We start from the raw sequence: 24,822 nt of genomic DNA on the forward strand, positions 1-24,822 counted from the left end.
GTTTTTGCCTCAGTGACAGGGGAAATGCATCTCCTGAACTACAACCCCACTTCTCGAGGAACTGCACCATGAAAAAAGTAATCGCTACTCTGATCGCCGGCTTGTTCGCTACCGCAGCCTTTGCTCAAACCCCGGCACCAGCAGCACCGGCCAAGGCCGAAGCCAAGCACACCAAGGAAGTGGCCAAAGCAGAAGCGAAAGAAACCAAGGCCGTCGTGAAAGCCGACGCCAAAGAAGCCGCCGTCGCCGCCGATGCGAAAGCCGAAGTCGCCAGCGCCAAGGCTGACGCCAAAGCCACCAAGGCCAAAGCCCATCACAAAGCGAAAAAAGCCAAGGCCAAGGCTGACGAAGCCAAAACTGAAGCGACCGCAGCAGCAGCCAAATAATCCCCCCAGCGCGTTTTTTGCGCCACTCAAAAAGACAGCTTCGGCTGTCTTTTTGTGCATGGACGACGCTGTCGCTACATCTGCCGGAACTGGCGCGCAAACGCTTCACTGACAGAGAGTGAGCCATGTCCGCCCTTCAGACGGATATACATCGCCGTACCATCTTTGTCGATGCGTTCGATCGCATGCAGGTTGACGATGCTGCTGCGATGGATCTGCACAAACTGCGCCGGGTCCAGTTGCTCCAGCAATTCCTTCAGGCTCAGACGGATCAAGCTTGCGCCGCCAGCGCTGGCCACGCGCGTGTATTTTCCTTCGGATTGGAAAAAATCGATCTCGCTCACCAGCAGCAGGCGCAAGGTATTGCCGGCCGACGCCTTGATCCATTTCAGGTAAGACGGCGGCGGCGGCGCAAACACTTGCTGCCACACTGAGGCCGGCGGCGGTGCTGCCGTGCCGCGCGCCTGCAAACGCTGTATCATCTGCAGCAGCCGTGCCGTCGCCAGCGGTTTAACCAGATAATCAACTGCCCCCGCATCGAACGCCGACAGCGCGTATTCCGCATACGCGGTAACAAAAACCACCTGGCTGCGGGCGGGCAGATGCTGTGCCACCTCCAGGCCATTCAAGCCTGGCATCTGTATATCGAGAAAAACGATGTCCGGCTGCTGCTCCGTGATCAGGGCCAGGGCCGCGATACCGTCGCCTGCCTCGCCCGCAATCTGCAAGGATGGCCACAGCAACTGCAACTGGTCGCGCAGCTCCGCGCGCAGCAGCGGCTCATCTTCAACGATCAAGGCGCGCGGCATCAGATAGCTCCTGACGAAACCGGCAAGCGCACGATGGCCGTCACTCCGCGCGGCTGTGCCTGCAGCACCTGCAGCGTGGCCGCATCGCCATACAATAATGCCAGCCGGGCGTGGATATTCGACAGCCCCACCCCATGGCCATGTCCCGTACTACCACCCAGACCAGCGCCGTCATCGTGGACAGTCACTTCCAGCGTGCCACTTTGCAGCACGGCGCCAATACGCAGCGAACCTGGATGCGGCAATCCCTGCAATCCATGCCGCAGCGCATTCTCCACCAGCGAAATGAGCATGGCCGGCGGCATCGGCAAGGCGCGCAGACCTTCCGGCACGTCGATGAAAAAGCGTAGACGCTGGCCCATGCGTATCTGCATGAGCGACAGGTAGGCGCGCGCCAAATCGATTTCGCGACCCAGGGTCGACGATATCGAGCGCATGTCGGGCAAGGCATTCTGCAGATAGCCGATCAGATGGTCGAGCATCTCCAGTGCCGCGGACGTGTCCGTGCGCATCAGGTATTTCAAATTGGCCAGGGTATTGAACAGGAAATGCGGCTCCACTTGCGCCTGCAGGGCAGACAGGCGTGCCTGCAAAGCTTCGCGTTCGGCCGCCTGTTCGCGCAACACGGCATCCTGAGCACGCCGACGCCGCGCAAGGCTGGCTTGCAATTGTGTTGTTACCGCTTCCACGGCGCGCAATGCGCTACCGGTCTGCATGCACAGGCATTGCGCACTCAGGATGCGCCGCACGCGGATGCGCACGCCTTGCCCTTCTTCGGCACATAGGCGCACCTCCGTGGCGCCGAAAATAAAAAATGGGCGCGATCTTCCCAGCACGATGATGCGTTTGAACGGATCGTGCGCAAAGGCCGGCGGCCCCGCCAGACCCAGCGCCTGGCCCGTGGCCAAACCGGAAAGCGCTTCCGCGCACAGGTCGAAACTGGTGAAGATATCGAAGGGCGAGGCCAGCTCGCGCGAGACGCGGGCCGAGATCAGCTCCTCGCTGAGGGTAACGCCTTCTTCGCTGAACTTGCGCAACTGCTGAAGCACCGTGGAGCGGGCGCCGATCGCAGGTAACAGCAGCATGTAAACACCACTCATCAGTTGCACCCAGCTGACCGTTCCGCCTTTCGGCAAGTACATCAACAACAGCATCATCATCACCATTACTGGCGCCAGCGGCAACAGTATTGCGCCGTAAAAACGCAGCAGGGTCTGCCGCATGTACAGGCGTACCAGGCGCGGATCGTGGCGTACGGGCGGCGCGGCAAAGGAAGGGAAAGAAGGCTTGGACATGGCAGGCGTTTGAGTGAATTTATCGTCATTCTAGCGCCCATCTCCCGGCGCCAGGGAGGCATGCGACGGGCGGGCGCCGGTACGGCATGAAGTCCCCTCTACGGAGCATCAGTGCCACCTGCATGGATGGGAGTGTAAGCGATTGTAAGGTCCGTCAACGCAAGCGTTCCGGGACGCGTTTTATGCTGAGTGACACGGGAATCATCCCGCCACCAACAGAGATACCAGACAAACCACCACCGAGGACTGCACCATGAAAAAAGCAATTGTTACCCTGATCGCCGGCCTGTTCGCTACCGCTGCCTTTGCCCAAACGCCAGCAGCTCCTGCCACCCCGGCAGCCTCGGTACCCGCCAAAGTGGCAGCGGCCCACACCAAGGCCGTCGTGAAAGCCGACGCCAAGGAAGCGCAAGCCGTCGTCGCCGCGAAAGCGGACGTGGCCAGCGCCAAAACGGAAGCAACGGCCACCAAAGCCAAGGCCCACCACAAGGCCAAGCACACCAAGGCCAAGGCCGATGCAAAACTGGCTTCGGCCACCGCTGCAGCATCTACACCTGCTCCAGCACCGGTAGCCGCACCAGCAGCAGCCAAGTAATCCTCGATACCATCCCTTACCACTTGCCAGGAAACTACAATGAAAAAAGTTATCGCCACCCTCGTCGCCAGCCTGTTCGCTACCGCAGCCTTCGCCCAAACCCCAGCCACCCCGGCAGCCTCGGCTCCGGCCAAGGCGGAAGCGGCCCACACGAAAGCCGTGGCCAAGGCTGAAGCCAAGGAAACCAAGGCAGTCGTGAAAGCCGACGCGAAAGAAGCGGTTGTCGCCGCCGATGCGAAAGCCGATGTCGCCAGCGCCAAGGCCGACGCCAAAGCCACCAAGGCCAAGGCCCATCACAAGGCCAGCAAAGCCAAAGTGAAAGCGGACGCCGCCAAAGCAGACGCAGCAGTTGCTGCCACACCGGCAAAGTAAGCGCCAATGTAGCCACGCGAGCGCGTCCGCCGGGTCTGCGCTTGCATGGTGACTTCGACCGCAATACCAAAGACAGCTTCGGCTGTCTTTTTTTGTCCCTATGTCCGGCTGCACATGTTATTTGCGCAATTCTTGCGCAGGCGCAGCAAATCATTGCCTGGCCACGTTCGGCATCAGGCACATGCAAGCTATCCTTCATCAAACCCGTTCCGCCAAAGTCCGCTCAATGCGCTGCGCCCCTCCGAGGCCGCGCGCCACCTTGAAAGCTGCCGATGAACATACGCTGCGTCGTAGCCCGATTCGCATCCCATCCATCCCTCGAACAGCAAGGCGCACTCGCGCCAGAACTGACTGATTTTCATGGCGAACCGCTACACGCGGCGCAATGGCTGTTGCGGATCACGGCGCTGCTGGCTGCCGCCCTGCTGGGTTTGAGCCTGATTTTCTGGGTAGCGGCCAACTGGGATCTCTTTGGCCGCGCCAGCCATTTCCTGCTCTTGCAAACCCTGTTTTCAGGCAGCTGCCTGATCGGCATTCGTTCGGCTACGGGCAGGATACCCATGCTCCTGACTGCCATGCTGGCCATGGGCGCCCTGTTCGCGTATTTCAGCCAGACCTACCAGACGAGTAGCGACCCATGGCAATTGTTCGCCGCCTGGGCCATCGCTTCCCTGCCCTTGTGCCTGGCGGCGCGCAGCGATGTGCTATGGATGCCCTGGATATTGGTCAGCTTCAGTGCCTCCACCTTATGGCTTGCCGATGTGGCAGCCTACCGCTGGGACATCGAGGCAATGTACATGCCTCACTATGCGGCCAGCCTGCTGCTGTCGGTGACGCTGTGCGGAGCGATGACGCCCTTCGTGACACGCTGGACGGGCGCGCGCGCCTGGCCGCTACGCCTGGCCGTCGCATTGACCACGCTGATGGCAGGCACCATCGCCCTGGGCTTGCTGCTCGGTTCGAAACCGGCATACGGCCTGCCGCTGCTGCTCGTGCTGGCCGCAGTAGCTGCCCTGCTCTTTCCACGTTTTCATGATGTGGTCTGCCACAGCATCATCGCCCTGGGTGCCAATACCATCCTGACGGCATGGTTGGCCGTTCTCGTATCCGATGGTAATTTTCCTGCAGTACTGATCTTTGTGGGGCTCACTGCGGCGGGCATGCTGGCGTCAACGGGCTACTGGCTGCTATGGCGGCATCGCCTGCACCGCACGGAGGTAAATGCATGAACGCCCGACTCGACATGCACCAGGCGACGCCAGGCATGGCACGTGCCGTTTCAACTGACATGCCATGGCCGCTGCTGATGCTCATCGCTATCGGCGCCTGGCTGGCAGCAATCCCCCTGACATTCGCGTTCGCCTTGTATGCACAAGATCGCTTGATCGAAGGGCAGGCTGGCTATATCGCAGGCACCCTGATCCTCGCCTGCACCGTGCTGGGGGTACACAGTTTGAGGCACTACTTCTTCATCCAGCAATTCGCGGCACCAGCGATCATCGCTGGCTTGCTGCTGCTGGGATTTTCCTTGTTCCGCGACCTGGACACGAACGTAGCCGCTGCCTTGCTGGCACTGTTCGTGTTTGCCATGGCCATCCTGCTACCGATCGCGTGGCTGCGTACCTTGCTTGCCGTACCGGCCTGCGCCCTGGTGCTGCTGGCACAGTTACCGCTGGGCGTGGACTGGTTGCATGAACACGGCCTCGCCTCGGACATGCTGTTCGACGCCAGCCTCATGGCGCTGGCAATCTGGCTGTTTCTCACGTATTTACAGTGCGCCGTCTTTAACAGACCGGGCGGCCAACGGACAGCCAGCATGCTCGCCGCCATTTCTTCGGGCTGGGCACTCTGCATGCTGGCTGGCCTCTGCCTGTGGTCAGGAATGGCTTTCCTGATGAGCGCCATCATGGATAACACGGGCTGGATCGGCGTGCTCGCGCAAGACCTGTTCAAGGCTCGCGACAATAGTCTCTGGGGTGACCACTGGGGGCGACAGTCGAGCCTGCTGGCTTTGCTGGCAGCCGCGTTACTGCTGTGCGCCTGGCCAGGATGGCGCCGCGTGCCGGGCGCCATCCTGGCGCTGGCGCTGGCCGTCCTGGCCTGGTACCTGCCCGCATTGGGGCCGGTCCTGCTGATACTCGCCGTCAGCCTGGCTAGCGGAAGGCGCACGCTGTCCATGACTGCCGCGCTTGCCGCCGCCTGGATACTCGGCAGCGTGTACTACAACCCAAACTGGCTGCTGGTGGAAAAAGCCGCATTGCTGGCCGCCATCGGTACCTTGCTGGGCGTTTCCGCGTGGCTGGCGGCGCGTGGCATGCCAAAGATCATGACAGGAGATCAAACGCTTGCAGCACGTCCGGCACAGCCACTGATGGCAGTCTCCGCAACGTTGCTCACCGTGCTGATCCTCGGTAACGCAGCCATCTGGAACCGCGAACAGCTGATCGCAAACGGACATCCAGTGTTCTTTGAGTTGCGGATCCTCGACCCGCGCTCGTTGATACAAGGCGATTATATGAGCCTGAACTTTTTCAGCGACGAATCGAGTTACATTAACTATGCCTATCAGCCCCCCTTCAGAATAGTTGCCACACGCGATGCCCGCAACATCGGCACGATGCTGCGCCTGCACCAGGACGAGACTCTGGCACCCGGAGAATTTCTGATCGAAATACAACGCAAGAATTCGCGCCTGGTCATGGCCAGCAACGCCTGGTTCTTCAAAGAGGGCGACGGCGAACGCTGGTGGCAAGCCCGTTACGGCGAATTTCGCGTCATGCCTAACGGGAAAATCATTCTCGTGAATTTACGCGACAAGGATTTGCAGGCACTGTAAGGAAGCATCAGCGTATCCGTTTCATGCAAACTTCATCAATCAGGCACGGCAAAACGCCACGAAACGGCGCAACTGGGCGACACTGGCAATCCGACCATTGCCACGAAAGCTGTCCATGTGCCGCCTGCCCCTGTCATTCCTGAGCACCCTCTTCCTGTCCTGCGCCGCCCCGGCGCAGGAAACTCCTCATTCCTCGCTGGAGCGCGTCCTGCAAGCACAGGACCGCGACAGCCATGGCGACTTGCGCGCCGTCGTCGTGCTGCGCGATGGCGCCATCGTCGCCGAACGCTATTACAACGGCGAGACGGCCGACACCCTGCACGACATCCGCTCAGCAGGCAAGAGCATCACCGCGCTGCTGGTGGGCGCCGCCGTGGCACGGGGCCAGCTGGCGACAACAAAAACGGTGGGCGAGTACTGGCCCGAAGTCGCTGGCAGCCCTGCGGGCAAGGTCGCCCTCGACGACTTGCTCACCATGCGCTCGGGTCTGGCCGCCTTCGATGAAGACGGACAGTCGCCGGGCAATGAAGACAAGCTCGATGCGGCGCCCGATCCTGCCGCCTTCGTGCGCGGCGTGCCGGCTGCAACAACGCCGGGCGGCACCTACCGCTACAACTCGCTGGGCTCGTACATCGCCGGGAGAGTGGTAGAAAACGCCAGCGGCGCCGACCTGGAAGATGTCGCCGCCAAGGTGCTGTTCGCACCGCTGGGCATCACGCGCTGGAGCTGGGGCCGCGACGTGGCCAAGCACCCGAAAGGCCAGGGCAATCTGTCGCTGCGCGCGCGCGACACGGCGAAAATCGGCCAGATGGTGCTCGACGACGGCGTAGTTGACGGCAAGACGGTGATCGACAGTGCCTGGATCAAGGCCGCGCTGGCGCCGCGCGTGGCCATCGGCGCCGTCGACCGCTACGCCGACAGCTATGGCTATTTCTGGTACGCGAAGACGCAGGACATCGGAGGACAAGAGATCGCAGTGCATTTCGCCTCGGGCAATGGCGGCAACAAGATCTATGTGATCCCCGCGCGCCGCATGGTGGTCAGCATCGCATCGAGCGCGTATGGCAAGCCTTATGGACAGCGCCGTTCGGAAGACATCCTGAAAGCCATCCTGAAAGCGGATGCAACGCAGATGTAAGCGTTTGTAATGACCGTCAACGCAAGCGTCCGGGGGCGCGTTTTATGCTCAGTGAGACGGGAATCATCCCGCCACCAACAGACATACCAGACAAACCACCACCGAGGACTGCACCATGAAAAAAGCAATTGTTACCCTGATCGCCGGCCTGTTCGCAACTGCAGCCTTCGCCCAAACCCCGGCAGCGCCTGCAGCCACCCCGGCAGCTTCGGTACCCGCCAAAGTGGAAGCGGCCCACACCAAGGCCGTCGTGAAAGCGGACGCGAAGGAAGCGCAAGCCGTCGTGAAAGCCGATGCGAAAGAAGCGAAAGCAGTCGTCGCCGCGAAAACGGACGTCGCCAGTGCCAAAGCGGAAGCGGCCACCACGAAAGCCAAAGCGCACCACAAGGCCAAGAAAACCAAGGCCAAGGCTGACGAAAAGCTGGCATCGGCCACCGCCGCTGCACCAGCACCAGCTCCTGCCAAGTAATTCCGACACACCTGACTGACCACATATACAAAGGATCTTAAAATGAAAAAAGTTATCGCCACCCTGATCGCCAGCCTGTTCGCCACCGCCGCTTTCGCCCAGACACCAGCCGTCGCGCCAGTCGCACCAGTGGCACCGATTCCTGTCGTCGCCCCAGTCGTCAAGGCCGAAGCACCGGCAGCCGCCGTCAAGCCTGCGACGCACAAGAAAGCCAAGCATCACAAGGCGAAGAAAGCCGCTCCTGCAGAAAAAGCAGCACCGGCCACACCTGCAGAACCAGCAGCGCCAGCCAAGTAATCAAGACCGCGCAAGCCAAAAAGACAGGGTTTTCCCTGTCTTTTTTTCGTCCGCTTTTTCGTCCATTTATTTCGGCATCAGTACCGTGTCGATGACATTGATCACGCCATTCGACTGGTACACATCATAGGTGCTGATGTTGGCGCTGTTGCCGCCCTCGTCCATCACCACGATATTGTGCATGCCGTTCATGGCGAACATCAGCTTGCCGCCGCTGGCCGTGGGCAAAGTGGCTTTACCGTCGTGCATCTTGATTTCCTTCGCCAGCGCCTTGAAGTCATATTTGCCGGGCACCACGTGGTAGGTAAGGATTTTCGTCAGGGTCGCCTTGTTTTCCGGTTTGACCAGGGTCTCGACGGTGCCGGCGGGCAGCTTGCCGAAGGCCGCATTCGTCGGCGCGAACACGGTAAACGGACCCTTGCCTTTCAGGGTATCGACCAGGCCTGCCGCCTTGACGGCGGCGACCAGGGTCGTGTGGTCGGCCGAATTGACGGCGTTGTCGACGATGTCCTTGGACGGATACATGCTCTGGCCACCGACCATGGTCGCCATGTCGGCGGCAAACGGGGCGCTGGCGGCCAGCATGGATGTAATGAACAGTGCTGCGGGAACGAAGGTGCGCATGATGGTATCTCCTGGATGACTGCGTTTGCGTGATTGCAGGAGTATTTACGCAGCCGGTCCGCAAACGGATTCAACTCGCTGAAAACAAAAAAACGGCGCCGTGCAAAGCACGACGCCGTTCTTGACAGGCTTATCGCCGAAGGCAGGAAACTAGTTGGCCGCGACCTGCGGCTCCGTCTCGCCCCAGCCGCCGCCCAGGGCGCGGATCAGCGCCACCGTGGTAACGGCGCGGTTGCCGCGCAGCTGCACGGCGTTACGCTCGATGGCCGCCAGGTTGCGCTGCGCGTCGAGCAGGTCCAGATAGCTGGAACGGCCCGCGTCGTACAGCTTTTGCGCCAGGTCGGCCGAGCGGCGCGCCGAGACGACGGCTTCGTCGATCTGCTGCGTCTGGCCCGACAGGATGCGCAAGCCGGCCAGGTTGTCTTCCACCTCGGCGAAGGCCACCAGCACGCTCTGGCGATACGTCGCCACCGACTCTTCCAGCTGCGCTTCGCTGCGGCTCACGGCCGCCTTGTTGCGGCCACCGTCGATGATCGGCATCGACATCAGAGCGCCCAACAGCCAGGAGCGGCTGCTCCACTTGAAGATGTCCGAGAAGGTATCGGACGCGCCGCCGCCGGAAGCATTCAAGGTCAAGGCCGGGAACATGGCCGATTTCGCCACGCCGATGCGCGCATTCGACGCTTCCATGGTGCGCTGCGCCGACGCGATGTCGGGACGGCGCTCCAGCAGGGACGACGGCATGCCTGCCGGGATCACGGGCAGGAAGCCGCTATCTTGCAGCGGGTTGACGCTCGCCGTGAAGCTGGCGGCAGGTTTGCCCAGCAAGACGGCCAGCGCATGTTCGCTGGTGGCGCGCTGGCGCTGCAGGCCGATGGCTTCGGCGCGCGTCGTCGACAGCTCCGTGCGGGCACGCGACAAATCGAACTCGCCGATGTCGCCCAGGTCATAGCGGCGCTGGTTCACGTGCACGCTTTCCTCGCGCAGGCGCACCGTCTGTTCCAGTGTCGCCAGTTCCGCATCCGTGGCGCGCAGCTGGAAGTACGTTTGCGCCACGTCGGCCTGCAGCGACAACAGCACGGAACGGTAAGTCGCTTCCACGGCCAGCGCATCGCTGCGCGAGGCGCTGACGTTGGACGCCACTCTGCCGAACAGATCGACTTCGTAGCTGGCCGTCAGGTTGGCCTGGTAGACGTTGGTCGCCGCCACCGGCGCGCCGTTCGGCAAGCCGAGCGACACGGCGGAAGCGCGGTTGCGCTGGCCGCCCACGTTGACGCCTACTTGCGGGATGCGGTCCGCTTCGGCGATGCCGGCAATCGCCCTCGCCTGCTTGACGCGGGCGGCGGCCACCGCCAGGTTGGCATTCGCTTGCGTGGCTTCGTTGATCAAGCTGGTCAAGGCCGTATCATTGAAGGCCAGCCACCATTCGCCGCGCGCCTGGCGCTCGGCCGGTACGCCCTGCTTCCAGCGCGTGCCGTCGGCCGCCGTCTGCACGGCAGGCGCTTGCACTTCCTTGAAGGCCACCGGCGTCTCGATCTGCGGCTGCTTGAACTCCGGCGCCGCGCAGGCGGCCAGCAGGACTGCGGCGGCCATGGCGCTCAAGACGGGCTTGACGCGCCAGATGATTTCCTTGGTTTTCAATATATATCTCCTTCCAGGTCCAGCGCTGGCGCAGCGCTTGGCTTGGCGGCAGCGGCGGCTGGTTTTTTCTCAAAACGCTGCGCCAGGGTGCGCAGCAGTACGTAGAACACGGGCGTCAGGAACAGGCCGAAGAAGGTCACGCCCAGCATGCCGGCGAAGACCGCCACGCCCATTGCATGGCGCATTTCCGAACCGGCGCCGTTCGAGAACACCAGGGGCACCACGCCCATGATGAAAGCGATCGACGTCATCAGAATCGGACGCAGACGCAGACGGCATGCTTCCAGCGCCGCTTGCACGACGCTGCGGCCATGCTCTTCCAGTTCGCGGGCAAATTCCACGATCAGAATCGCATTTTTTGATGCCAGCCCCACCAGCACGAACAGCGCGATCTGGGTAAACACGTTGTTGTCGCCACCGGTCAGTTTCACGCCAAGAAGAGCGCAGAGGATCGACATCGGCACGATCAGGATCACGGCCAGCGGCAAGGTCCAGCTTTCGTACTGGGCGGCCAGCACCAGGAACACCAGCAGCACGCACAGCGGGAAGACGTAGATCATCGTATTGCCGGACAAGATGTCCTGGTAGGTCAGCTCCGTCCATTCATACGAAATCCCCTGCGGCAGCACTTCCTTGGCGATGCGTTCCAGCGCGGCTTGCGCCTGGCCGCTCGATACGCCAGGGGCGGCGCCGCCATTGAAGTCGGCTGCGGCGTAGGCGTTGTAGCGCTGCACGCGGTCCGGGCCATAGCTGTCCTTCACGCGCATCAAGGAAGACAGCGGGATCATTTCGCCTTTGTTACTACGCACCTTCAGCTGCGCGATATCCTGCGCGTGCGAACGGAACGCCGCATCGGCCTGCACGCGCACCTGGTAGGTGCGGCCAAACTGGTTGAAGTCATTCACGTACAGCGAACCGAGGTTGATCTGCAAGGTCTGGTAGATGGTCGCCAGCGGCACGCCCATCTGCTTGGCCTTCACGCGGTCGACGTCGGCAAACAGCTGCGGCACGTTGATCTGGTAGCCCGAGAACACGCCCGCCAGTTCCGGCGTCTGGTAGGCCTTGGCGGCCAGCGCCTGGGTGGCGTTGTACAGCGCGTCGTAACCGAGGTTGCCGCGGTCTTCGATCATCATCTTGAAGCCGCCGATGGTACCGAGGCCGTTGACGGGCGGTGGCGGGAAGACCATGATGAAGGCGTCCTGAATACCGCCCAGGCGCTTGTTGATCTCGGCCGCGATGGCGCCGCCCGACAGTTCCTTGGTGGTGCGCTCGTCGAACGGTTTCAGGGTGGCGAAGACGATGCCGGCGTTCGGTGCATTGGTGAAGTCGTTGATCGACAGGCCGGGGAAGGCGATGGTCGATTCGACGCCAGGCACCGATTTGATGACGTCGGACATGCGGCGCACGACATCTTCCGTGCGGTCCAGCGAGGCGGCGTCAGGCAATTGCGCAAAGCCCACCAGGTATTGCTTGTCCTGCGCTGGCACGAAGCCGGCCGGCACGGACTTGAAGGTGAAGATGGCGGCAACGACCAGTAGTGCATACACGCCCAGCGAAGCGCTCTTGCGGCCCAACACGCCTTTCACGCCCGCTTCATAGCGGTGCGAAGCGCGGCCGAAAAAGCGGTTGAACCAGGCGAAGAAGCGGCCGAAGACCATGTCCATGCCGCGCGTCAGCGCGTCTTTCGGCGCATCGTGCGGTTTCAACAGCGCGGCCGACAGGGCCGGCGCCAGGGTCAGCGAGCTGAATGCCGAGATCACGGTCGAAATGGCGATGGTCAGCGCGAACTGGCGGTAGAACTCGCCCGACAAACCCGGCACGAAGGCGATCGGCACGAACACGGCGCACAGCACCAGGGCAATGGCGACGATGGGACCGCTGACCTCTTTCATGGCCTGGATGGTGGCGTCGCGCGGCGAGAGGCCTTCCTCGATGTTGCGCTCGACGTTTTCCACCACCACGATGGCGTCATCGACGACGATACCGATGGCCAGCACGAGGCCGAACAGCGACAGCGTGTTGATCGAGAAGCCAAAGCCCAGCATCACGGCAAAGGTGCCGACGATGGAGACGGGAACGGCCAAGAGCGGAATGATCGATGCGCGCCAGGTTTGCAGGAAGATGATCACCACCAGCACCACCAGGGCGATGGCTTCCAGCAGGGTATGGATCACGGCTTCGATGGACGAACGCACGAACTGCGTCGGGTCGTACTCGATGCGGTATTCCACGCCTTGCGGGAAGTCTTTTTTCAGCTCGTCCATCTTGGAGCGCACGTCGGACGACAGTTGCAGCGCGTTGGCGTTCGGCGCCTCGAAAATACCCATGCCGACGGCCGGATTATTGTTCAGCAAGGAGCGCAGCGAGTAGCTGTTGGCGCCCATTTCCACGCGCGCCACGTCTTTCAGGTGCGTGACGGCGCCGTCGGCATTCGTGCGCACGATGATGGCGCCGAATTCCTCGGGCGTCTGCAGACGGCCCTGGGTATTGACGGTCAGCTGGAAGTCCGAGTTCTTCGCTGGCGAGGCGCCGATCACGCCGGCGGCCACCTGCACGTTCTGCTCGCGAATCGCGTCGACGACGTCATTGGCCGTCATGCCGCGCGCCGCTACCTTTTGCGGGTCGAGCCAGATGCGCATGGCGTAGTCGCCGGCGCCAAAGATCTGGATATCGCCCATGCCGGGCAGACGGGCCAGCTGGTCCTTGACGTTCAGCACCGCGTAGTTACGCAGGTACATGTCGTCATAGCGCTTGTTCGGCGAAACCAGGTGCACCACCATGGTCAGATTCGGCGACGATTTGACCGTCGTCACGCCGATCTGGCGCACTTCCTCGGGCAGGCGCGGCAAGGCGCGCTGCACGCGGTTCTGCACCTGCGTTTCGGCCTGCTCGACGTTGGTGCCGATCTTGAAAGTCACGGTCAGCATCATCGAACCATCGGAGGTGTTTTGCGAGGACATGTAGAGCATGTTCTCGACGCCGTTGATCTGCTCTTCGAGCGGCGCGGCCACGGTTTCGGCGATCACTTTCGGGTTGGCGCCCGGGTACTGCGCGCGCACCACCACGGATGGCGGCACGACGTCGGGATATTCGGAGATGGGCAGGCCGAAAATCGACAGCAGCCCGGCCACGAATATGACGATCGACAGCACCGCCGCGAAAATCGGCTTGTCGATGAAAAAGCGGGAAAAATTCATGTTTATTCCTTGGAAGTCGATGCTGCTTTCGCGGCGATCTTGGCGTCTTTTACTTCAGGTTTTGCCGGAGCGACGGGCGCGGTCGGATCGAAATCCATGGCCACCATCTGCGGCGTCACGGGGGCGCCGGGGCGCACGCGCTGCAAGCCGTTGACGACGATCTTCTCGCCCGCCTTGAGACCTTCGCGCACCACGCGCAAGCCGTCCGAGGTCGGGCCCAGCTTGACGGCGCGGTATTCGGCCTTGTTGTCGGCGCCCACCACGTAGACGTATTTGCGGCTTTGATCCGTGCCGACGGCGCGGTCGGAGATCAACAGCGCCGTGCTTTGCGCCTGCGGGCCGTTGCCGCCGTCGAGCAAGATGCGCGCGAACAGGCCAGGCACCAGCTGGCGCTCGGCGTTGGCGAAGGTGGCGCGCATGCGCACGCTGCCCGTGGCCGGATCGAGCTGGTTGTCGACGAATTCCAGCTTGCCTTCATGCGGGAAGCCCGTTTCATTGGCCAGGCCGACCTTGACGGTGACGGGCGTGCCCTTTTGCGCCGTACCGGCCACGCGCAGATACGTATCTTCATCGCCGTCGAAGCTGGCGTAGATGCGGTCCGTCGACACCACGGAAGTCAAAATGGCGGAAGCGTCGATCAGGTTGCCGACGGTGATTTCGGCCTTGCTGACACGGCCGCTGATCGGCGCCTGCACCTGCGTGTACGACAGGTTCAGCTTGGCCGCTTCATACGCGGCTTGCGCCGAGCGGACATTCGCGTCCAGCTCTTTCAGGCCCGAAGCCTTTTCATCGAATTCGCGCTGGGCGATGGCTTTTTCGGCCAGCAGCTTTTCAGCGCGCGACAGTTCCAGCTTGGCCAGTTCCGCCTTGGCGCGGGCCGAGGCTGCCGTGCCTTCGGCGCGCGACACTTCGGCCTGGAACGGGCGCGGATCGATGATGAACAGCACGTCGCCCTTTTTCACTTCGCTGCCCGGCTTGAAATTGACGGCCGTGATGAAACCGCCGACTCTCGAGCGGATTTCCACGCGCTCGATCGCTTCCAGGCGACCCGAGAATTCCTGCGTTTCCGTGATCTGTTTTTCAACGACGGCGGCGGCCGAGATGGGCGGGCCGCCGGCCGCTGGCGCGTCGGGCACCTTGCTATTGGCCGAATCGCAGCCAGCCAGGCTCACGGCCACCAGTCCTGCCAGCGCGAGCGAGGCAGCCAGGGGCTTCAGCAGAGTGGAAAATTGTTGAACGTTTTTCATTTTATTTCCCTGTTTTATGAAAATTTCTAATGGTATGGGCGGCAGGAAGCAACCCAGCTAAAAGTGGAAACTGCAGCGTATGGTGGTGCCATGGCGCCCGACGGCGCTCGATCAAAGGTAAACAGGCCGCCAGCGGGTTAAAAGCGGACGGGGACGACGAAGCTGGCTGTGCGAGCGCACAACGCAGACAAGATGGGAACTACACTGCGTAGTGTAGCAACCGAAACTCAAAAAGTAAACTAGTTAGTGTAAGTTTTTTTGCGGTGCCGCAGATGGCGGCGTCATGACTCGGGCTCCTGCCCCAATCCAGCGACAAAGCTGGCGATTTCACTCAATACCTGCACCTTGCAGGCGCACTCATTACGGGCGGTCGCGTCTTGCAGCGGCGCGGCGGCCATGCGGCGCACGGTGGTTTTGATGCCGCAGGCGATCAGTTTGCTGCCGTATTGTTCAGCCTCATCGCGCAATGGGTCGTCTTCGCTGGACAGGATGAGCGCCGGCGGCAGGTTCTTCAGGCGGCTCGACTGCAATGGCGACGCGTACGGATGGGTACGGTCAGCGGCATTCGGCAGGTAGCCGCGGTAGGCGGCGGCGCATTGGTCCGCCACTTCCGCCAGGTCGGGACAGCTCGGCAAGCTGCGCATCGAGCAAGTCGACAGGCCGGGGTCGAGCATGGGCATGATCAGCACCTGGCCCGCGAGGGGCGGTCCGCCCCGGTCGCGCGACATCATGGCGCACACGGCAGCCAGGTTGGCGCCCGCTTCGATGCCCGACACCACCATCTGCTTGCCCGTCCAGCCCAGCTTGGACTTGTTCTTTTTTGCCCACAGCAGCACGGCGTGCGCGTCTTCCACGGCGGCAGGAAATGGACGCACCTTCGCCAGCGTGTAGTTCGCGGCCAGCACCACGTGGTCCGGGTTGCTCAGCACGAGGCAGCGCAGGAAGTCGTCCGCGTCTTCCAGGTCGCCGGCGACAAAGCCGCCACCGTGGAAGAAGACGATCAGGCTCGGCTGCCTGGCGCCCGGTACGCCGGCCGTGTAGACGCGCGCGCCGAGCGCATCCTGCGCGCCCTGCACCTCGATGTCGCGTATCTTCAGCGCCTGGCCAGGTGCCAGTTCGGCCGCGGTGCCGGCAACGCTCATTGCGCCACCACCGGCTGCACCGCAGCATCGCCTACGGTGTCGTTCAGGCACAACAGGGCGACGCCGCCCACTTCATGGGTCAGGGCGCTGTAAGCACTGGCTTCGCTTTGCGCCGCCAGTGAATACGCATCCGTCGATACCATCGCGGCCAGAGCGAGCGAGCTCATAGCGAGAGCGAACACTGCAAAGATTCCATTCCGATAAGCCATGATGTTTCTCCTGTTGTACTGCCTGCGGCATCACATTTATGCTGCAGTACAACAACTATAGACTTGATCTACAATCTGATAAAGAGTGCAATGACGAATTGATTGTTCAGGATTCTGAATAATCGCGTCTAAAGTGATAGGATTTCAAGTGAACAAGCTGCAAGCCATGGAAGTTTTCATCCAAGTCGTCGATGCGGGCGGCTTTACGCGCGCGGCGGAAAACATGCAGTTGCCAAAAGCCACCGTGTCGACCCTGATCCAGTCGCTGGAAGCGAGCTTGTCGGTCAAGTTGCTCAACCGCACCACGCGCCACGTCAGCATCACCTCCGACGGCGCCGCGTATTACGAACGCTGCGTGCGCATCCTGTCGGACGTGCGCGAGGCCGAGGAATCGCTGTCGCGCACGCGCTTGAGCCCCAGCGGACGCCTGCGCGTGGATGCGCCCACGGCCCTGGCCAGCGAACTGATCATCCCCGCCCTGCCCGATTTTTTTGCCCGCTACCCGGACATTTCGCTGGAACTCGGTTGCAGCGACCGCCCCGTCGACCTGATCGAGGAAGGCGTCGACTGCGCCGTGCGCGGCGGCGAATTGGGCGACCTGAACCTGATCGCGCGCCGGGTCGGCGTGCTGCACTTCATGACGTGCGCCTCGCCCGGCTATCTGGCGCACCATGGCACGCCGCTGCACCCGGACGACCTGCCCCGCCACCGCGGTGTGAATTTTTTCTCCGCCAAGACGGGCAAAACGTTTGACTGGGATTTCACGCGCGCGGGCGAACGCATCCAGATCGCCATGCCCAGCCATATCGCCCTGAACGACTCGAACGCCTACACGGCCGCCGGCCTGGCGGGCCTGGGCATCGTGCAAATGACGCATTTCATGCTTGCGCCGCTGATAGAACAGGGCAAAATGGTGGAATTGCTCAGTGAATGGGAATCCGACCCGCTGCCCATCCACGTGATCTATCCGCCCAACCGCCACCTGTCCGCCAAGGTGCGCGTGTTTGTCGAGTGGGTCGCCGACATGTTTACCAACCACCCGGCCACGCAGCTCAAGGGCAAGAGCAGTCCCGCGAGCGCGCGTGCCACCCAGACCGAGGCCCAGCCATGACCGCAGCAAGCACATCGCCGCAACCGCACCGCATCGTCTTTCTCGACCGCGACAGCCTGATCGCCACCGTGCGTGCGCCCGCCTTCGCGCACAGCTGGGAAGAGCATGCGCACACCAAGGGCAGCGAACAGACGGTGTCCCGCCTGCAAGGCGCCACGATCGCCATCACGAACAAGGTGCCGCTGCGCGCGGCCGAGCTGGCGCAATTGCCCAATCTGAAGATGATCGCCGTGGCCGCCACCGGCACGGATATCATCGACCTGGCCGCCTGCCGCGAACGGGGCATCGTCGTGGCGAATATCCGCGACTATGCGCGCGCCACCGTGCCGGAACATACCTTGGCCCTGATGCTCGCCCTGCGCCGCCAGCTGGTCGCTTACCGCGCGGACGTGGAAGCGGGCCTGTGGCAGGCGTCCGACCGCTTCTGCCTGTTCGGCCACCCGATCCGCGACCTGGCCGGCAGCCGCCTGGGCCTGCTCGGCTACGGCGCGCTGGGCAAGTCCGTGGCGCAGCTGGGGCGCGCCTTCGGCATGCAAGTCATCGTACATAACCGCTCGCCCATCGAGGACGACGGCGTGACGCAAGTGAGTTTCGACGAATTGCTGGCCACGTCCGACGTACTGAGCCTGCACCTGCCGCTGACGGACACCACGCGCAATATCCTTGGCGCGGCAGAACTGGCGCGCATGCAGCCAACGTCGCTGCTGATCAACACGGCACGGGGCGGCCTGGTCGACGAGGCGGCGCTGGCCGAGGCGTTGACCCGTGGCGTGATCGCCGGCGCCGGTTTCGACGTGCTGTCGAAGGAGCCTCCGCTGCCCGACAACCCGCTGTTGAATCTGCGCCTGCCCAACTTCATCCTCACGCCGCACACGGCCTGGGCCAGTGGCGAAGCCATGCAAAAGCTGGCCGACATCTTGATCGGCAACGTGGAAGCGTTCGAACGGGGTGCGCCCACGAACGTGGTGGCATGAGCGTATTGCACGAACTCGATGAATTGCTGTGCGGCGACGACGAGGAATACGAGCGCCTCGACCTGTTTCAGGAAGCAGACGAGCTGATCAGGCAGCTGCGGACGGCCGACGTGCCCGCGCTGCTACAACTGTGGCAGCAGCGCGATTTAACCTGGCAGCAACGGTTCACGCAAGCGAGCGCCAACATCGACGGCGCCGTGCTGCGCGCCTTGCTGGCCGGTTTGCTGCAGGTCAGGGAGACGCCTCACGGCGTGTTCGAATTGATGGCACGCCTGCCTGCGACAGCCGACGCCTCCCCGCTCAGCGAGGCCCTGCTCGACTACGCCGGGCAAGCCTGGCATGCGAACCCGGCACAGCACCGGCAAATCCAGATCAGCTGCTGGAGTTGCGGGCTGTCGGGCCGGCTGTTGAAGCGGCTGGGGTTTTCCGCCTGGAAGGAGGCTGGACTGTAGTTCTTACGATGCGGCCGGCGTCTCGAATGAAAATCCCGGCGCATAGGCGTGATAGCCGTCAAAATCGCCCTTGCCGATGGCGGCACCTTGGCTGCGGGCGATCGCATACGCCATGCCGAAGTGAAAGTAGAAATTCGGCAGGATGTATAAATTCAAATAGTCATCGGCCGGCAGCGCGATGTCGGCAAAGCCGGCGCGGTCGCGGCAGAGGCGTTCGGGCGGCCCGTCAAAACGCTCTGCGGGAATGTCCTTGAGGTAGCGCATGGTCTGCGCGATCTGTTCCTGCAGGCTGGCGGCAGCGCTGAAATCGGCCACGTCCAGCCCCGCCAGCGGGCAGCAGCCGCGCAGGGAAAAGCTCACGGCCGCGCGCACTTGCTGGGCGAACGGCAGCATGTCCGGATGCAAACGCGCCGCCAGCAGTTGCGGCGCCGTGCCCGTCTTGTCGAGCATGGCGGACAGCTGCGCCAGCGAGCGGGAAAAAACGGTAACGGGACTGATCTGCATGAGGTTCTCTTCCAGTTGAAAATGCTGTGCCACACCTAGGCTCATGGCTCGCCGGCGATGCGCGCATACAGCCAGAAGTTGCCGGATCTTCCACGAATTTGCCGGTAGCTGCGCAAATAACCTTCGCGCTCGAAAGCGCAGCGCTCGAGCACGCGGATCGAACGTGCATTGCTCTCCAGCACGGCCGCCTGGATGCGCAGCAAGCCCAGACACTGGAAGCCCCAGTCCACGACAGCGTTCACGATGGCCGTGGCCACGCCCTGGCCCCAGACGGCAGGCGACAGGTCGTAGGCGATTTCCGCCGTGCGGTGCTGCGGAGAAATGGCATTCAAGCCGACCGTGCCCACCAGCCGGCCGCCGTCGCGCAGCACCACGGCCAGGCGGATGGGCGAGGACGGCTGGGCCGATGCGTAGTCATCGAAATTGGACTGCAAGTCGTCGACGCTGCGCAAGTCCCAGCTCGTATGCTCGACCACAACAGGGTCCGCCAGATATGCGTACCACGCGCACGCATCGCTGCGTTCCAGGTGGCGCAAGGTCACCAGGGGATGATCGGTGCGCGGCCATTGCGCCTTCCCGCGATGGCTCACGCGGCGTCCTTGCGGCGCGCTTCCCACTCGCGCCGCAGCAAGCCGTACAGGGCCGTATCGCTGACGTGGCCGCCGACGATCCAGCGTTCGGGCAAGAAACCTTCCTGCTTGAAACCCTGGCGTTCCAGAGCGCTGGCCGAAGCCGTATTGAGCGGATCGATATCGGCTTCCAGACGGTTCAGGTCGCGCTCGATGAAGGCGTATTCCAGCAGTGCCGACAGGGCTTCCTGCATATAGCCCTTGCCCCAGTGCGGGCGCGCCAGCGCATAGCCGATTTCGGCACGCCGGTTCTGGCGGTGCTCGGAAAACAGGCTGCAGCTGCCCATGTATTCGCCCGTCGCCTTCAGCGTGACGGCGAAGCGGAAGAATTCCTCGTTGTCGAAAGCGGCGATGTCCTCGGCAAGCTTGCGCGCGGCAATGCTGGCATCCTGCCATGGCGGTTCGCTGAAATAGCGCATCACTTCGGGATCGGCATGCATGGCGTAGAAGCGCGCTTCATCCGATGGTTGCGGTTTGCGCAGGATCAGGCGCTCGGTGGTGAGGATTTTCGTGTAGGCCATGCGACTCCAATCGAAGGTTCAAACGGGCAATGCCTATTATTCCATGCAACTATAACGATGTGGCAACTTTGTGGCTTTGCTTTTTAATGTAGTATGGCAATATTTTCGACAATATCATTGATGCAACTTCATGATCCGCTTATGCATGCAGTAAAAGAAGCAGCACATACCGACGCCGTCACGGCGCAGTCCGAGGTCTTGAGCAAGCACAAGCGACCCGTGATCGTCTGGGCCAGCATCGCCTTCTTTTGCATGTGCGCCATGCTGCTTGGCATGACTGTCTGGATCGTCTGGTCTTCGCATACGGTCCGCCTGCGCGAGGCCAGCACGGCGACGGAAAACATGGCGCGCGCCCTGGCGACGCAAGCGTACATGGAACTGGAAATCGCCGATGCGATGCTGGAAGATATTGCCGAACACGTCCGCAACGAAGGCAATAATGATGCTACCGGCGAGCGGCTGCAATCGCATCTGCAGCAGCTATCGAAAAATATCGCGGAAATTGCCGGCGTCTTCATTTTCGACAGCCACGGAGACTGGCTGGCCAGCTCGTCCGGCGCCGGGCAGGACAGCAACAATGCGGACCGTGACTACTTTACGTATCACAAGACGCATGCGCAACTGGGCAGCCGTATCAGCGCGCCCGTGCGCAGCAAATCGAGCGGGCAATGGGTCTTGCCCGTCTCGCGCCGGGTGGAATTGGCGGACGGCTCGTTTGCCGGCGTGGTGCTGGTCACCCTGGGACTTGCCTCCTTCGAACGCATCTACGATAACCTCAACCTCGGCAAGACGGGCACGGCCTTCTTTGCCCTCGACGACGGCACCTTGATCTACCGCCGGCCATTCCAGCCTGGCGTCATCGGCATGGATATTTCTTCGGGCGCACTCTTGCGCACCTACCGCGAAAAAGGGCCTGTGGGCACGGCCATGATGACGGCGAAGGTGGACGAAATCGAACGGCTGTACAGCTATCGCCACCTGCAGCGCTTTCCCGTCATCGTGGCGGCGGGGCTATCGGAGGAAGATATTTTTGCCGAGTGGCAACGCGTGAGCATGCAAATCGTGCTGGCGTCACTGGTCGCGGGCGCGGCACTGATCTACCTGTTCCGCAAGTTGATGCGCCAGATTGCCATACGCGACCGTATCGAGGCGAGCCTGCGCTCGGCCAGTACACAATTGCAGCGCGCCAATGCGGACCTGGCGGCGCGGGCGGCGCAAGACGGCTTGACGGGACTGGCCAACCGCCGCTGTTTCGATGAAACCCTGGCGCATGAACTCAAGCGCGCCCAGCGCAGCGGGCACGAAGTGTCGCTGATCATGCTCGACGTGGATTTCTTCAAGAAATTCAACGACCAGTATGGCCACGTGGCGGGCGATGTATGCCTGCAGGCAGTTTCCGGCGCCGTGGCGCGCAGCGTCGGCCGGGCCGAAGACCTGGCGGCGCGCTACGGCGGCGAAGAATTCGCCGTGATCATGCCCGGCACGGGCGCCGCGGGCGCCCTGGAGGTCGCGCAAGCCATCCGGGCAGCCGTGGAAGCGCTGCAGATTCCCCACGCGGCCAGCGCGAACGGCGTCGTGACCGTCAGCCTGGGCGCAGCCACAGTCCAGTCCGGCCAGGAGCATGGCACGGATAGCAGCGAGCTGATACGCCAGGCCGATGCCTTGCTGTACCAGTCGAAAAACACGGGCCGCAACCGCGTCAGCGGCGGCGTGCCAGCAGCATGAGGCCGCCCATGTTCAGCAAAAGAATCGCCCTCACCATGCCGCTCTCCATCGGCGCACTGGCCATCTGGCTGGGTCTGAGCATGGGCGGCCGCTGGCTGGAAGCGGCCGGCTACGCCTTGCCGGGCGCCGCCGTCACTGGCCGTATCGGCCTGTCGTGGGCGCTGGCCGCCGTGTTCGCACTGGCGCTGCTGCTGGCATCAAGCCGGCGCCGCGCAGCGGGCTTGTGTGCGCCGCAGCCATGGAAAACCACGTGGCTGGTCTTGCCACCGCTGCTGTATGCCTTGCTGATGTTGCTGCTGGCCTGGGCGGGCGGCTGGCCACAGCCGCGCGTGCTGCTGATCGTGGCGTGCAATGCGGCGCTGGTGGCCATCTCGGAAGAACTGATGTTCCGCGCCATCTTGCTGCAGGGCATGCTGGACCGCTACGCCGTCTGGCCCGCCGTCCTGATGTCATCGGCGCTGTTCGGCCTGGCCCACTTGGCCAACGGCCTGGCTACGGGCGACGTCAGCGGCGCCCTGTGGCAAGCCGTCGCCGCCACCCTGCAGGGCATCGGCTATGCGGCCATTCGCCTGCGCACCCGGTCGGTATGGCCCATGGTGCTCGTGCATGGCCTGTGGGACTACGCGCTGGTGACGGCCACCTTGCCGAACCCGGCCGAAGATGGCGCGTCCATCCTGCCGACTATCGCGCTGCTGGCCGTGCTGCCCCTGTGCCTGTATGGCGTCTACCTGCTGCGCCCCAGCCAGAGGGCGGGCTTGTTGCAAGCATAAGGAATCCACATGGCTTTTTTTTCACGTGACTACGAAGTATTCCTGCTGCTGGCCGCGCCCGATGCGGCGCCGCTGTGGCAGGCGGCGCAATGGACGCCGTTTGCCGCCGGCCTCGATGGCCTGATCGCGCAAGCGCGGGGCAAGGCCGGCGTGCGCAGCCATCAATACAATCCCAAGGGCAAGTCGATTGCGTTTGGTCGCCTGGGCTGGAACGCCACATCGCACGCGAAGTGGACGCACACGGCGGAAACGACCGAGGCCCGTTTCATGAGCCTGGAAGCGTGGGCGCCCACCTGGACCGTCTGCGAAAAAGACGACCAGGCGCCCGATGTGTTCCTTGCCCTGGCCAATGAATCGCTGCTGGGACTGGCAGGCAAGCCCTTGCAGTTCAGCCAGCGCCTGGTGTGCGCCATCGCCACGGACATGGGCCCGGAGGCGGCCGCCACCTTGCAGGCTGCGCTGGCGCAACTGGCAGCGCGGCAAGACGCCGTCGTCTTCGCCCGCACGCATCGCCAGTGGGGCCGCGCCTCGGCGTATGGCGGTTTCACGGCCGCCATCCAGGACATGCTGATCGGCGGCCTGTTCCGGCAGGACGACCCGCATGCGCGGCCCCTCGATGACGCCGCGTTCCGCGAGCCATGGGAAAGGCTGGCGCCAGCCTCCGCTTAAAACGTCCCCGGCAGCAAAATCTTCTTGTCTACCTGCTGCAGGTCGCGCAAGCCGCAAAAGGCCATCGTCAGGTCCAGTTCATTGCGGATGATGTCCAGGCACTTGGTCACGCCCGGGCCGCCCATGGCGCCCAGGCCGTATAAAAACGGGCGGCCGATGTAGACGCCCTTTGCGCCCAGGGCCACGGCCTTGATCACGTCCTGGCCCGAGCGGATGCCGCCATCCATGTGCACTTCGATCTGGCTGCCGACGGCGTCGACGATGGCGGGCAAGGCTTCGATCGACGATTGCGCGCCGTCGAGCTGGCGCCCGCCGTGGTTCGAGACGATCAGCGCGTCGGCGCCACTGTTGACGGCCAGGCGCGCGTCTTCCGGGTCCATGATGCCTTTGATGATGAGTTTTCCGCCCCAGCGCTGCTTGATCCATTCCACGTCCGCCCACGACAGGCTCAGGTCGAACTGCTGCTGCGTCCAGGCCGACAGCGACGACATGTCGGAGACGGACGTGGCGTGGCCAACGATGTTGCCGAAGCCACGCCGTTTCGTGCCCAGCATGCCCGCCACCCAGCGCGGCTTGGTGGCCATGTTGAGGATATTCGGAATCGTCAGCTTCGGCGGCGCCGACAGGCCGTTGCGCAAGTCCTTGTGGCGCTGGCCCAGCACCTGCAAGTCCAGGGTCAATACCAGCGCGCCGCACTTGGCCGCCTTGGCGCGGTCGATCAGGCGGTTGATGAATTCGCGGTCTTTCATCACGTACAGCTGGAACCAGAATGGTTTCGTCGTGTTCGCCGCCACGTCTTCGATCGAGCAAATGCTCATGGTCGACAAGGTGAACGGCACGCCGAAGCGCTCCGCCGCCTGGGCCGCGAGGATTTCGCCATCGGCATGCTGCATGCCCGTCAAGCCCGTGGGCGACAGGGCCACCGGCATGGACACCACCTGTCCGACCATGGACGAGGCCAGGCTGCGGTTTTCCAGGTTGACGGCCACGCGCTGGCGGAACTTGATCTTGGCGAAATCGCTGTTGTTGGCGCGGTACGTCGATTCCGTCCAGGAACCGGAATCGGCGTAGTCGTAAAACATGCGCGGCACCCGTTTCTGGGCCAGCACGCGCAAGTCTTCGATGCAGGTGATGATACTCATGCGTTTCCTCGGTCGATGGCAAGTCGGACCATGATCGTGCATTTACCCGCAATTGTCTATCCGGCAGG

26 protein-coding genes are annotated in these 24,822 nt (G+C 62.8%); 14 read left to right on the forward strand and 12 right to left on the reverse strand.

What is annotated here, in order from left to right:
• The first annotated feature begins 68 nt into the window (after positions 1-68).
• Positions 69-386, forward strand: a complete 318-nt coding sequence (locus tag CLU91_RS06685) for a hypothetical protein (RefSeq protein WP_100873531.1) — start codon at positions 69-71, stop codon at positions 384-386.
• A gap of 74 nt (positions 387-460) precedes the next feature.
• Here the strand turns inward: CLU91_RS06685 and CLU91_RS06690 are convergent, their stop codons facing one another.
• Together CLU91_RS06690 and CLU91_RS06695 are read right to left on the reverse strand one after the other, a co-directional pair.
• Entirely contained in the window at positions 461-1,195 is a 735-nt protein-coding gene (locus CLU91_RS06690; RefSeq protein ID WP_100873532.1) for a LytR/AlgR family response regulator transcription factor, read from the reverse strand.
• The gene (locus tag CLU91_RS06695) at positions 1,195-2,490 is read right to left on the reverse strand and encodes a sensor histidine kinase (RefSeq protein WP_100873533.1); all 1,296 of its coding nucleotides are present in this window, start codon (positions 2,488-2,490) and stop codon (positions 1,195-1,197) included. The genes CLU91_RS06690 and CLU91_RS06695 overlap by 1 nt, the downstream gene beginning before the upstream one ends.
• 253 nt (positions 2,491-2,743) lie before the next feature.
• On the opposite strand from CLU91_RS06695, the gene CLU91_RS06700 reads away from it, so the two are divergent.
• The 7 genes from CLU91_RS06700 (at position 2,744) to CLU91_RS06730 (ending at position 8,197) form a co-directional block, all read left to right on the forward strand.
• Positions 2,744-3,085, forward strand: a complete 342-nt coding sequence (locus CLU91_RS06700; RefSeq protein WP_100873534.1) for a hypothetical protein — start codon at positions 2,744-2,746, stop codon at positions 3,083-3,085.
• A gap of 39 nt (positions 3,086-3,124) precedes the next feature.
• Positions 3,125-3,457 carry a hypothetical protein gene (locus CLU91_RS06705; RefSeq protein WP_100873535.1) on the forward strand — a complete coding sequence of 111 codons (333 nt, stop codon included), beginning with the start codon at positions 3,125-3,127 and terminating at the stop codon, positions 3,455-3,457.
• 272 nt (positions 3,458-3,729) lie between these two features.
• Positions 3,730-4,686 carry a DUF2157 domain-containing protein gene (locus CLU91_RS06710; RefSeq protein WP_100876609.1) on the forward strand — a complete coding sequence of 319 codons (957 nt, stop codon included), beginning with the start codon at positions 3,730-3,732 and terminating at the stop codon, positions 4,684-4,686.
• Positions 4,683-6,293: a GDYXXLXY domain-containing protein gene (locus CLU91_RS06715; RefSeq protein ID WP_198521265.1), complete on the forward strand. Its 1,611-nt coding sequence runs from the start codon at positions 4,683-4,685 to the stop codon at positions 6,291-6,293. The genes CLU91_RS06710 and CLU91_RS06715 overlap by 4 nt, the downstream gene beginning before the upstream one ends.
• A 115-nt stretch (positions 6,294-6,408) precedes the next feature.
• Positions 6,409-7,431 carry a serine hydrolase domain-containing protein gene (locus tag CLU91_RS06720; RefSeq protein WP_100873537.1) on the forward strand — a complete coding sequence of 341 codons (1,023 nt, stop codon included), beginning with the start codon at positions 6,409-6,411 and terminating at the stop codon, positions 7,429-7,431.
• Between the two features lie 115 nt (positions 7,432-7,546).
• Positions 7,547-7,900: a hypothetical protein gene (locus CLU91_RS06725; protein WP_100873538.1), complete on the forward strand. Its 354-nt coding sequence runs from the start codon at positions 7,547-7,549 to the stop codon at positions 7,898-7,900.
• A 42-nt stretch (positions 7,901-7,942) separates the two neighbouring features.
• Complete coding sequence (locus CLU91_RS06730; protein WP_100873539.1) at positions 7,943-8,197, forward strand: hypothetical protein; 255 nt, start codon at positions 7,943-7,945, stop codon at positions 8,195-8,197.
• Positions 8,198-8,263: 66 nt separating this feature from the next.
• Here the strand turns inward: CLU91_RS06730 and CLU91_RS06735 are convergent, their stop codons facing one another.
• The 6 genes from CLU91_RS06735 to CLU91_RS27810 all read right to left on the reverse strand — a co-directional run bounded on the left by CLU91_RS06735 (position 8,264) and on the right by CLU91_RS27810 (position 16,215).
• Positions 8,264-8,821: a fasciclin domain-containing protein gene (locus CLU91_RS06735; protein ID WP_198521266.1), complete on the reverse strand. Its 558-nt coding sequence runs from the start codon at positions 8,819-8,821 to the stop codon at positions 8,264-8,266.
• A gap of 150 nt (positions 8,822-8,971) precedes the next feature.
• Complete coding sequence (locus CLU91_RS06740; protein WP_100876611.1) at positions 8,972-10,414, reverse strand: efflux transporter outer membrane subunit; 1,443 nt, start codon at positions 10,412-10,414, stop codon at positions 8,972-8,974.
• 44 nt (positions 10,415-10,458) lie between these two features.
• Positions 10,459-13,659 carry an efflux RND transporter permease subunit gene (locus CLU91_RS06745; RefSeq protein ID WP_100873540.1) on the reverse strand — a complete coding sequence of 1,067 codons (3,201 nt, stop codon included), beginning with the start codon at positions 13,657-13,659 and terminating at the stop codon, positions 10,459-10,461.
• A gap of 2 nt (positions 13,660-13,661) precedes the next feature.
• Positions 13,662-14,906, reverse strand: coding sequence for an efflux RND transporter periplasmic adaptor subunit (locus tag CLU91_RS06750; protein WP_100873541.1), 1,245 nt, complete (start codon positions 14,904-14,906; stop codon positions 13,662-13,664).
• 281 nt (positions 14,907-15,187) lie between these two features.
• On the reverse strand, positions 15,188-16,048 hold the full coding sequence (locus tag CLU91_RS06755) for an alpha/beta hydrolase (RefSeq protein WP_100873542.1): 861 nt from the start codon (positions 16,046-16,048) through the stop codon (positions 15,188-15,190).
• Entirely contained in the window at positions 16,045-16,215 is a 171-nt protein-coding gene (locus CLU91_RS27810; RefSeq protein WP_157814632.1) for a hypothetical protein, read from the reverse strand. Before CLU91_RS27810 ends, CLU91_RS06755 begins: the two co-directional genes overlap by 4 nt.
• A gap of 190 nt (positions 16,216-16,405) precedes the next feature.
• On the opposite strand from CLU91_RS27810, the gene CLU91_RS06760 reads away from it, so the two are divergent.
• From CLU91_RS06760 to CLU91_RS06770, 3 genes are read left to right on the forward strand one after another with little or no spacing between them, the layout of a single operon-like run.
• Entirely contained in the window at positions 16,406-17,368 is a 963-nt protein-coding gene (locus tag CLU91_RS06760) for a LysR family transcriptional regulator (RefSeq protein ID WP_100873543.1), read from the forward strand.
• Positions 17,365-18,342 (forward strand): D-2-hydroxyacid dehydrogenase, encoded by a 978-nt coding sequence (locus tag CLU91_RS06765; protein WP_100873544.1) that lies wholly within the window; start codon positions 17,365-17,367, stop codon positions 18,340-18,342. Before CLU91_RS06760 ends, CLU91_RS06765 begins: the two co-directional genes overlap by 4 nt.
• The gene (locus CLU91_RS06770) at positions 18,339-18,794 is read left to right on the forward strand and encodes a hypothetical protein (protein WP_100873545.1); all 456 of its coding nucleotides are present in this window, start codon (positions 18,339-18,341) and stop codon (positions 18,792-18,794) included. Before CLU91_RS06765 ends, CLU91_RS06770 begins: the two co-directional genes overlap by 4 nt.
• Before the next feature lie 3 nt (positions 18,795-18,797).
• Here CLU91_RS06770 and CLU91_RS06775 read toward each other — a convergent pair whose 3' ends face one another.
• From CLU91_RS06775 to CLU91_RS06785, 3 genes are read right to left on the reverse strand one after another with little or no spacing between them, the layout of a single operon-like run.
• Positions 18,798-19,298 carry a DUF1993 family protein gene (locus tag CLU91_RS06775; RefSeq protein WP_100876612.1) on the reverse strand — a complete coding sequence of 167 codons (501 nt, stop codon included), beginning with the start codon at positions 19,296-19,298 and terminating at the stop codon, positions 18,798-18,800.
• A 41-nt stretch (positions 19,299-19,339) separates the two neighbouring features.
• The gene (locus tag CLU91_RS06780; protein ID WP_100873546.1) at positions 19,340-19,888 is read right to left on the reverse strand and encodes a GNAT family N-acetyltransferase; all 549 of its coding nucleotides are present in this window, start codon (positions 19,886-19,888) and stop codon (positions 19,340-19,342) included.
• Positions 19,885-20,448 (reverse strand): GNAT family N-acetyltransferase, encoded by a 564-nt coding sequence (locus tag CLU91_RS06785; RefSeq protein WP_100873547.1) that lies wholly within the window; start codon positions 20,446-20,448, stop codon positions 19,885-19,887. The genes CLU91_RS06780 and CLU91_RS06785 overlap by 4 nt, the downstream gene beginning before the upstream one ends.
• 141 nt (positions 20,449-20,589) lie before the next feature.
• Between CLU91_RS06785 and CLU91_RS06790 the strand changes: the two genes are divergently transcribed.
• Genes CLU91_RS06790 through CLU91_RS06800 form a run of 3 tightly spaced genes read left to right on the forward strand, consistent with a single transcriptional unit; the run spans position 20,590 to position 23,612 of the window.
• Positions 20,590-22,173 (forward strand): sensor domain-containing diguanylate cyclase, encoded by a 1,584-nt coding sequence (locus tag CLU91_RS06790; RefSeq protein WP_198521268.1) that lies wholly within the window; start codon positions 20,590-20,592, stop codon positions 22,171-22,173.
• 8 nt (positions 22,174-22,181) lie between these two features.
• Complete coding sequence (locus CLU91_RS06795) at positions 22,182-22,943, forward strand: CPBP family intramembrane glutamic endopeptidase (protein ID WP_157814633.1); 762 nt, start codon at positions 22,182-22,184, stop codon at positions 22,941-22,943.
• 9 nt (positions 22,944-22,952) lie between these two features.
• Positions 22,953-23,612, forward strand: coding sequence for a hypothetical protein (locus CLU91_RS06800; protein ID WP_100873550.1), 660 nt, complete (start codon positions 22,953-22,955; stop codon positions 23,610-23,612).
• On the opposite strand, the gene CLU91_RS06805 is transcribed toward CLU91_RS06800, so the two are convergent.
• Entirely contained in the window at positions 23,609-24,754 is a 1,146-nt protein-coding gene (locus CLU91_RS06805) for an alpha-hydroxy acid oxidase (RefSeq protein ID WP_100873551.1), read from the reverse strand. The two genes, CLU91_RS06800 and CLU91_RS06805, sit on opposite strands and share 4 nt — an antisense overlap.
• Positions 24,755-24,822: the final 68 nt, after the last annotated feature.

The sequence above is a fragment of the Janthinobacterium sp. 64 genome (genome assembly GCF_002813325.1).
Lineage (GTDB): Bacteria > Pseudomonadota > Gammaproteobacteria > Burkholderiales > Burkholderiaceae_D > Janthinobacterium.

Excerpts from the sequence above, each read along its gene's own strand:
- CLU91_RS06755 (WP_100873542.1), bottom strand. The coding sequence starts at position 16,048 with ATGAGCGTTGCCGGCACCGCGGCCGAACTGGCACCTGGCCAGGCGCTG.
- CLU91_RS06775 (WP_100876612.1), bottom strand. The coding sequence starts at position 19,298 with ATGCAGATCAGTCCCGTTACCGTTTTTTCCCGCTCGCTGGCGCAGCTG.
- CLU91_RS06750 (WP_100873541.1), bottom strand. The coding sequence starts at position 14,906 with ATGAAAAACGTTCAACAATTTTCCACTCTGCTGAAGCCCCTGGCTGCC.
- CLU91_RS06725 (WP_100873538.1), top strand. The coding sequence starts at position 7,547 with ATGAAAAAAGCAATTGTTACCCTGATCGCCGGCCTGTTCGCAACTGCA.
- CLU91_RS06730 (WP_100873539.1), top strand. The coding sequence starts at position 7,943 with ATGAAAAAAGTTATCGCCACCCTGATCGCCAGCCTGTTCGCCACCGCC.
- CLU91_RS06800 (WP_100873550.1), top strand. The coding sequence starts at position 22,953 with ATGGCTTTTTTTTCACGTGACTACGAAGTATTCCTGCTGCTGGCCGCG.
- CLU91_RS06765 (WP_100873544.1), top strand. The coding sequence starts at position 17,365 with ATGACCGCAGCAAGCACATCGCCGCAACCGCACCGCATCGTCTTTCTC.
- CLU91_RS06685 (WP_100873531.1), top strand. The coding sequence starts at position 69 with ATGAAAAAAGTAATCGCTACTCTGATCGCCGGCTTGTTCGCTACCGCA.
- CLU91_RS06805 (WP_100873551.1), bottom strand. The coding sequence starts at position 24,754 with ATGAGTATCATCACCTGCATCGAAGACTTGCGCGTGCTGGCCCAGAAA.
- CLU91_RS06735 (WP_198521266.1), bottom strand. The coding sequence starts at position 8,821 with ATGCGCACCTTCGTTCCCGCAGCACTGTTCATTACATCCATGCTGGCC.
- CLU91_RS06690 (WP_100873532.1), bottom strand. The coding sequence starts at position 1,195 with ATGCCGCGCGCCTTGATCGTTGAAGATGAGCCGCTGCTGCGCGCGGAG.
- CLU91_RS06700 (WP_100873534.1), top strand. The coding sequence starts at position 2,744 with ATGAAAAAAGCAATTGTTACCCTGATCGCCGGCCTGTTCGCTACCGCT.
- CLU91_RS06785 (WP_100873547.1), bottom strand. The coding sequence starts at position 20,448 with ATGGCCTACACGAAAATCCTCACCACCGAGCGCCTGATCCTGCGCAAA.
- CLU91_RS06715 (WP_198521265.1), top strand. The coding sequence starts at position 4,683 with ATGAACGCCCGACTCGACATGCACCAGGCGACGCCAGGCATGGCACGT.
- CLU91_RS06705 (WP_100873535.1), top strand. The coding sequence starts at position 3,125 with ATGAAAAAAGTTATCGCCACCCTCGTCGCCAGCCTGTTCGCTACCGCA.
- CLU91_RS06695 (WP_100873533.1), bottom strand. The coding sequence starts at position 2,490 with ATGTCCAAGCCTTCTTTCCCTTCCTTTGCCGCGCCGCCCGTACGCCAC.
- CLU91_RS06770 (WP_100873545.1), top strand. The coding sequence starts at position 18,339 with ATGAGCGTATTGCACGAACTCGATGAATTGCTGTGCGGCGACGACGAG.
- CLU91_RS06790 (WP_198521268.1), top strand. The coding sequence starts at position 20,590 with ATGCATGCAGTAAAAGAAGCAGCACATACCGACGCCGTCACGGCGCAG.
- CLU91_RS06720 (WP_100873537.1), top strand. The coding sequence starts at position 6,409 with ATGTGCCGCCTGCCCCTGTCATTCCTGAGCACCCTCTTCCTGTCCTGC.
- CLU91_RS06745 (WP_100873540.1), bottom strand. The coding sequence starts at position 13,659 with ATGAATTTTTCCCGCTTTTTCATCGACAAGCCGATTTTCGCGGCGGTG.
- CLU91_RS06710 (WP_100876609.1), top strand. The coding sequence starts at position 3,730 with ATGAACATACGCTGCGTCGTAGCCCGATTCGCATCCCATCCATCCCTC.
- CLU91_RS06740 (WP_100876611.1), bottom strand. The coding sequence starts at position 10,414 with ATGGCCGCCGCAGTCCTGCTGGCCGCCTGCGCGGCGCCGGAGTTCAAG.
- CLU91_RS27810 (WP_157814632.1), bottom strand. The coding sequence starts at position 16,215 with ATGAGCTCGCTCGCTCTGGCCGCGATGGTATCGACGGATGCGTATTCA.
- CLU91_RS06795 (WP_157814633.1), top strand. The coding sequence starts at position 22,182 with ATGTTCAGCAAAAGAATCGCCCTCACCATGCCGCTCTCCATCGGCGCA.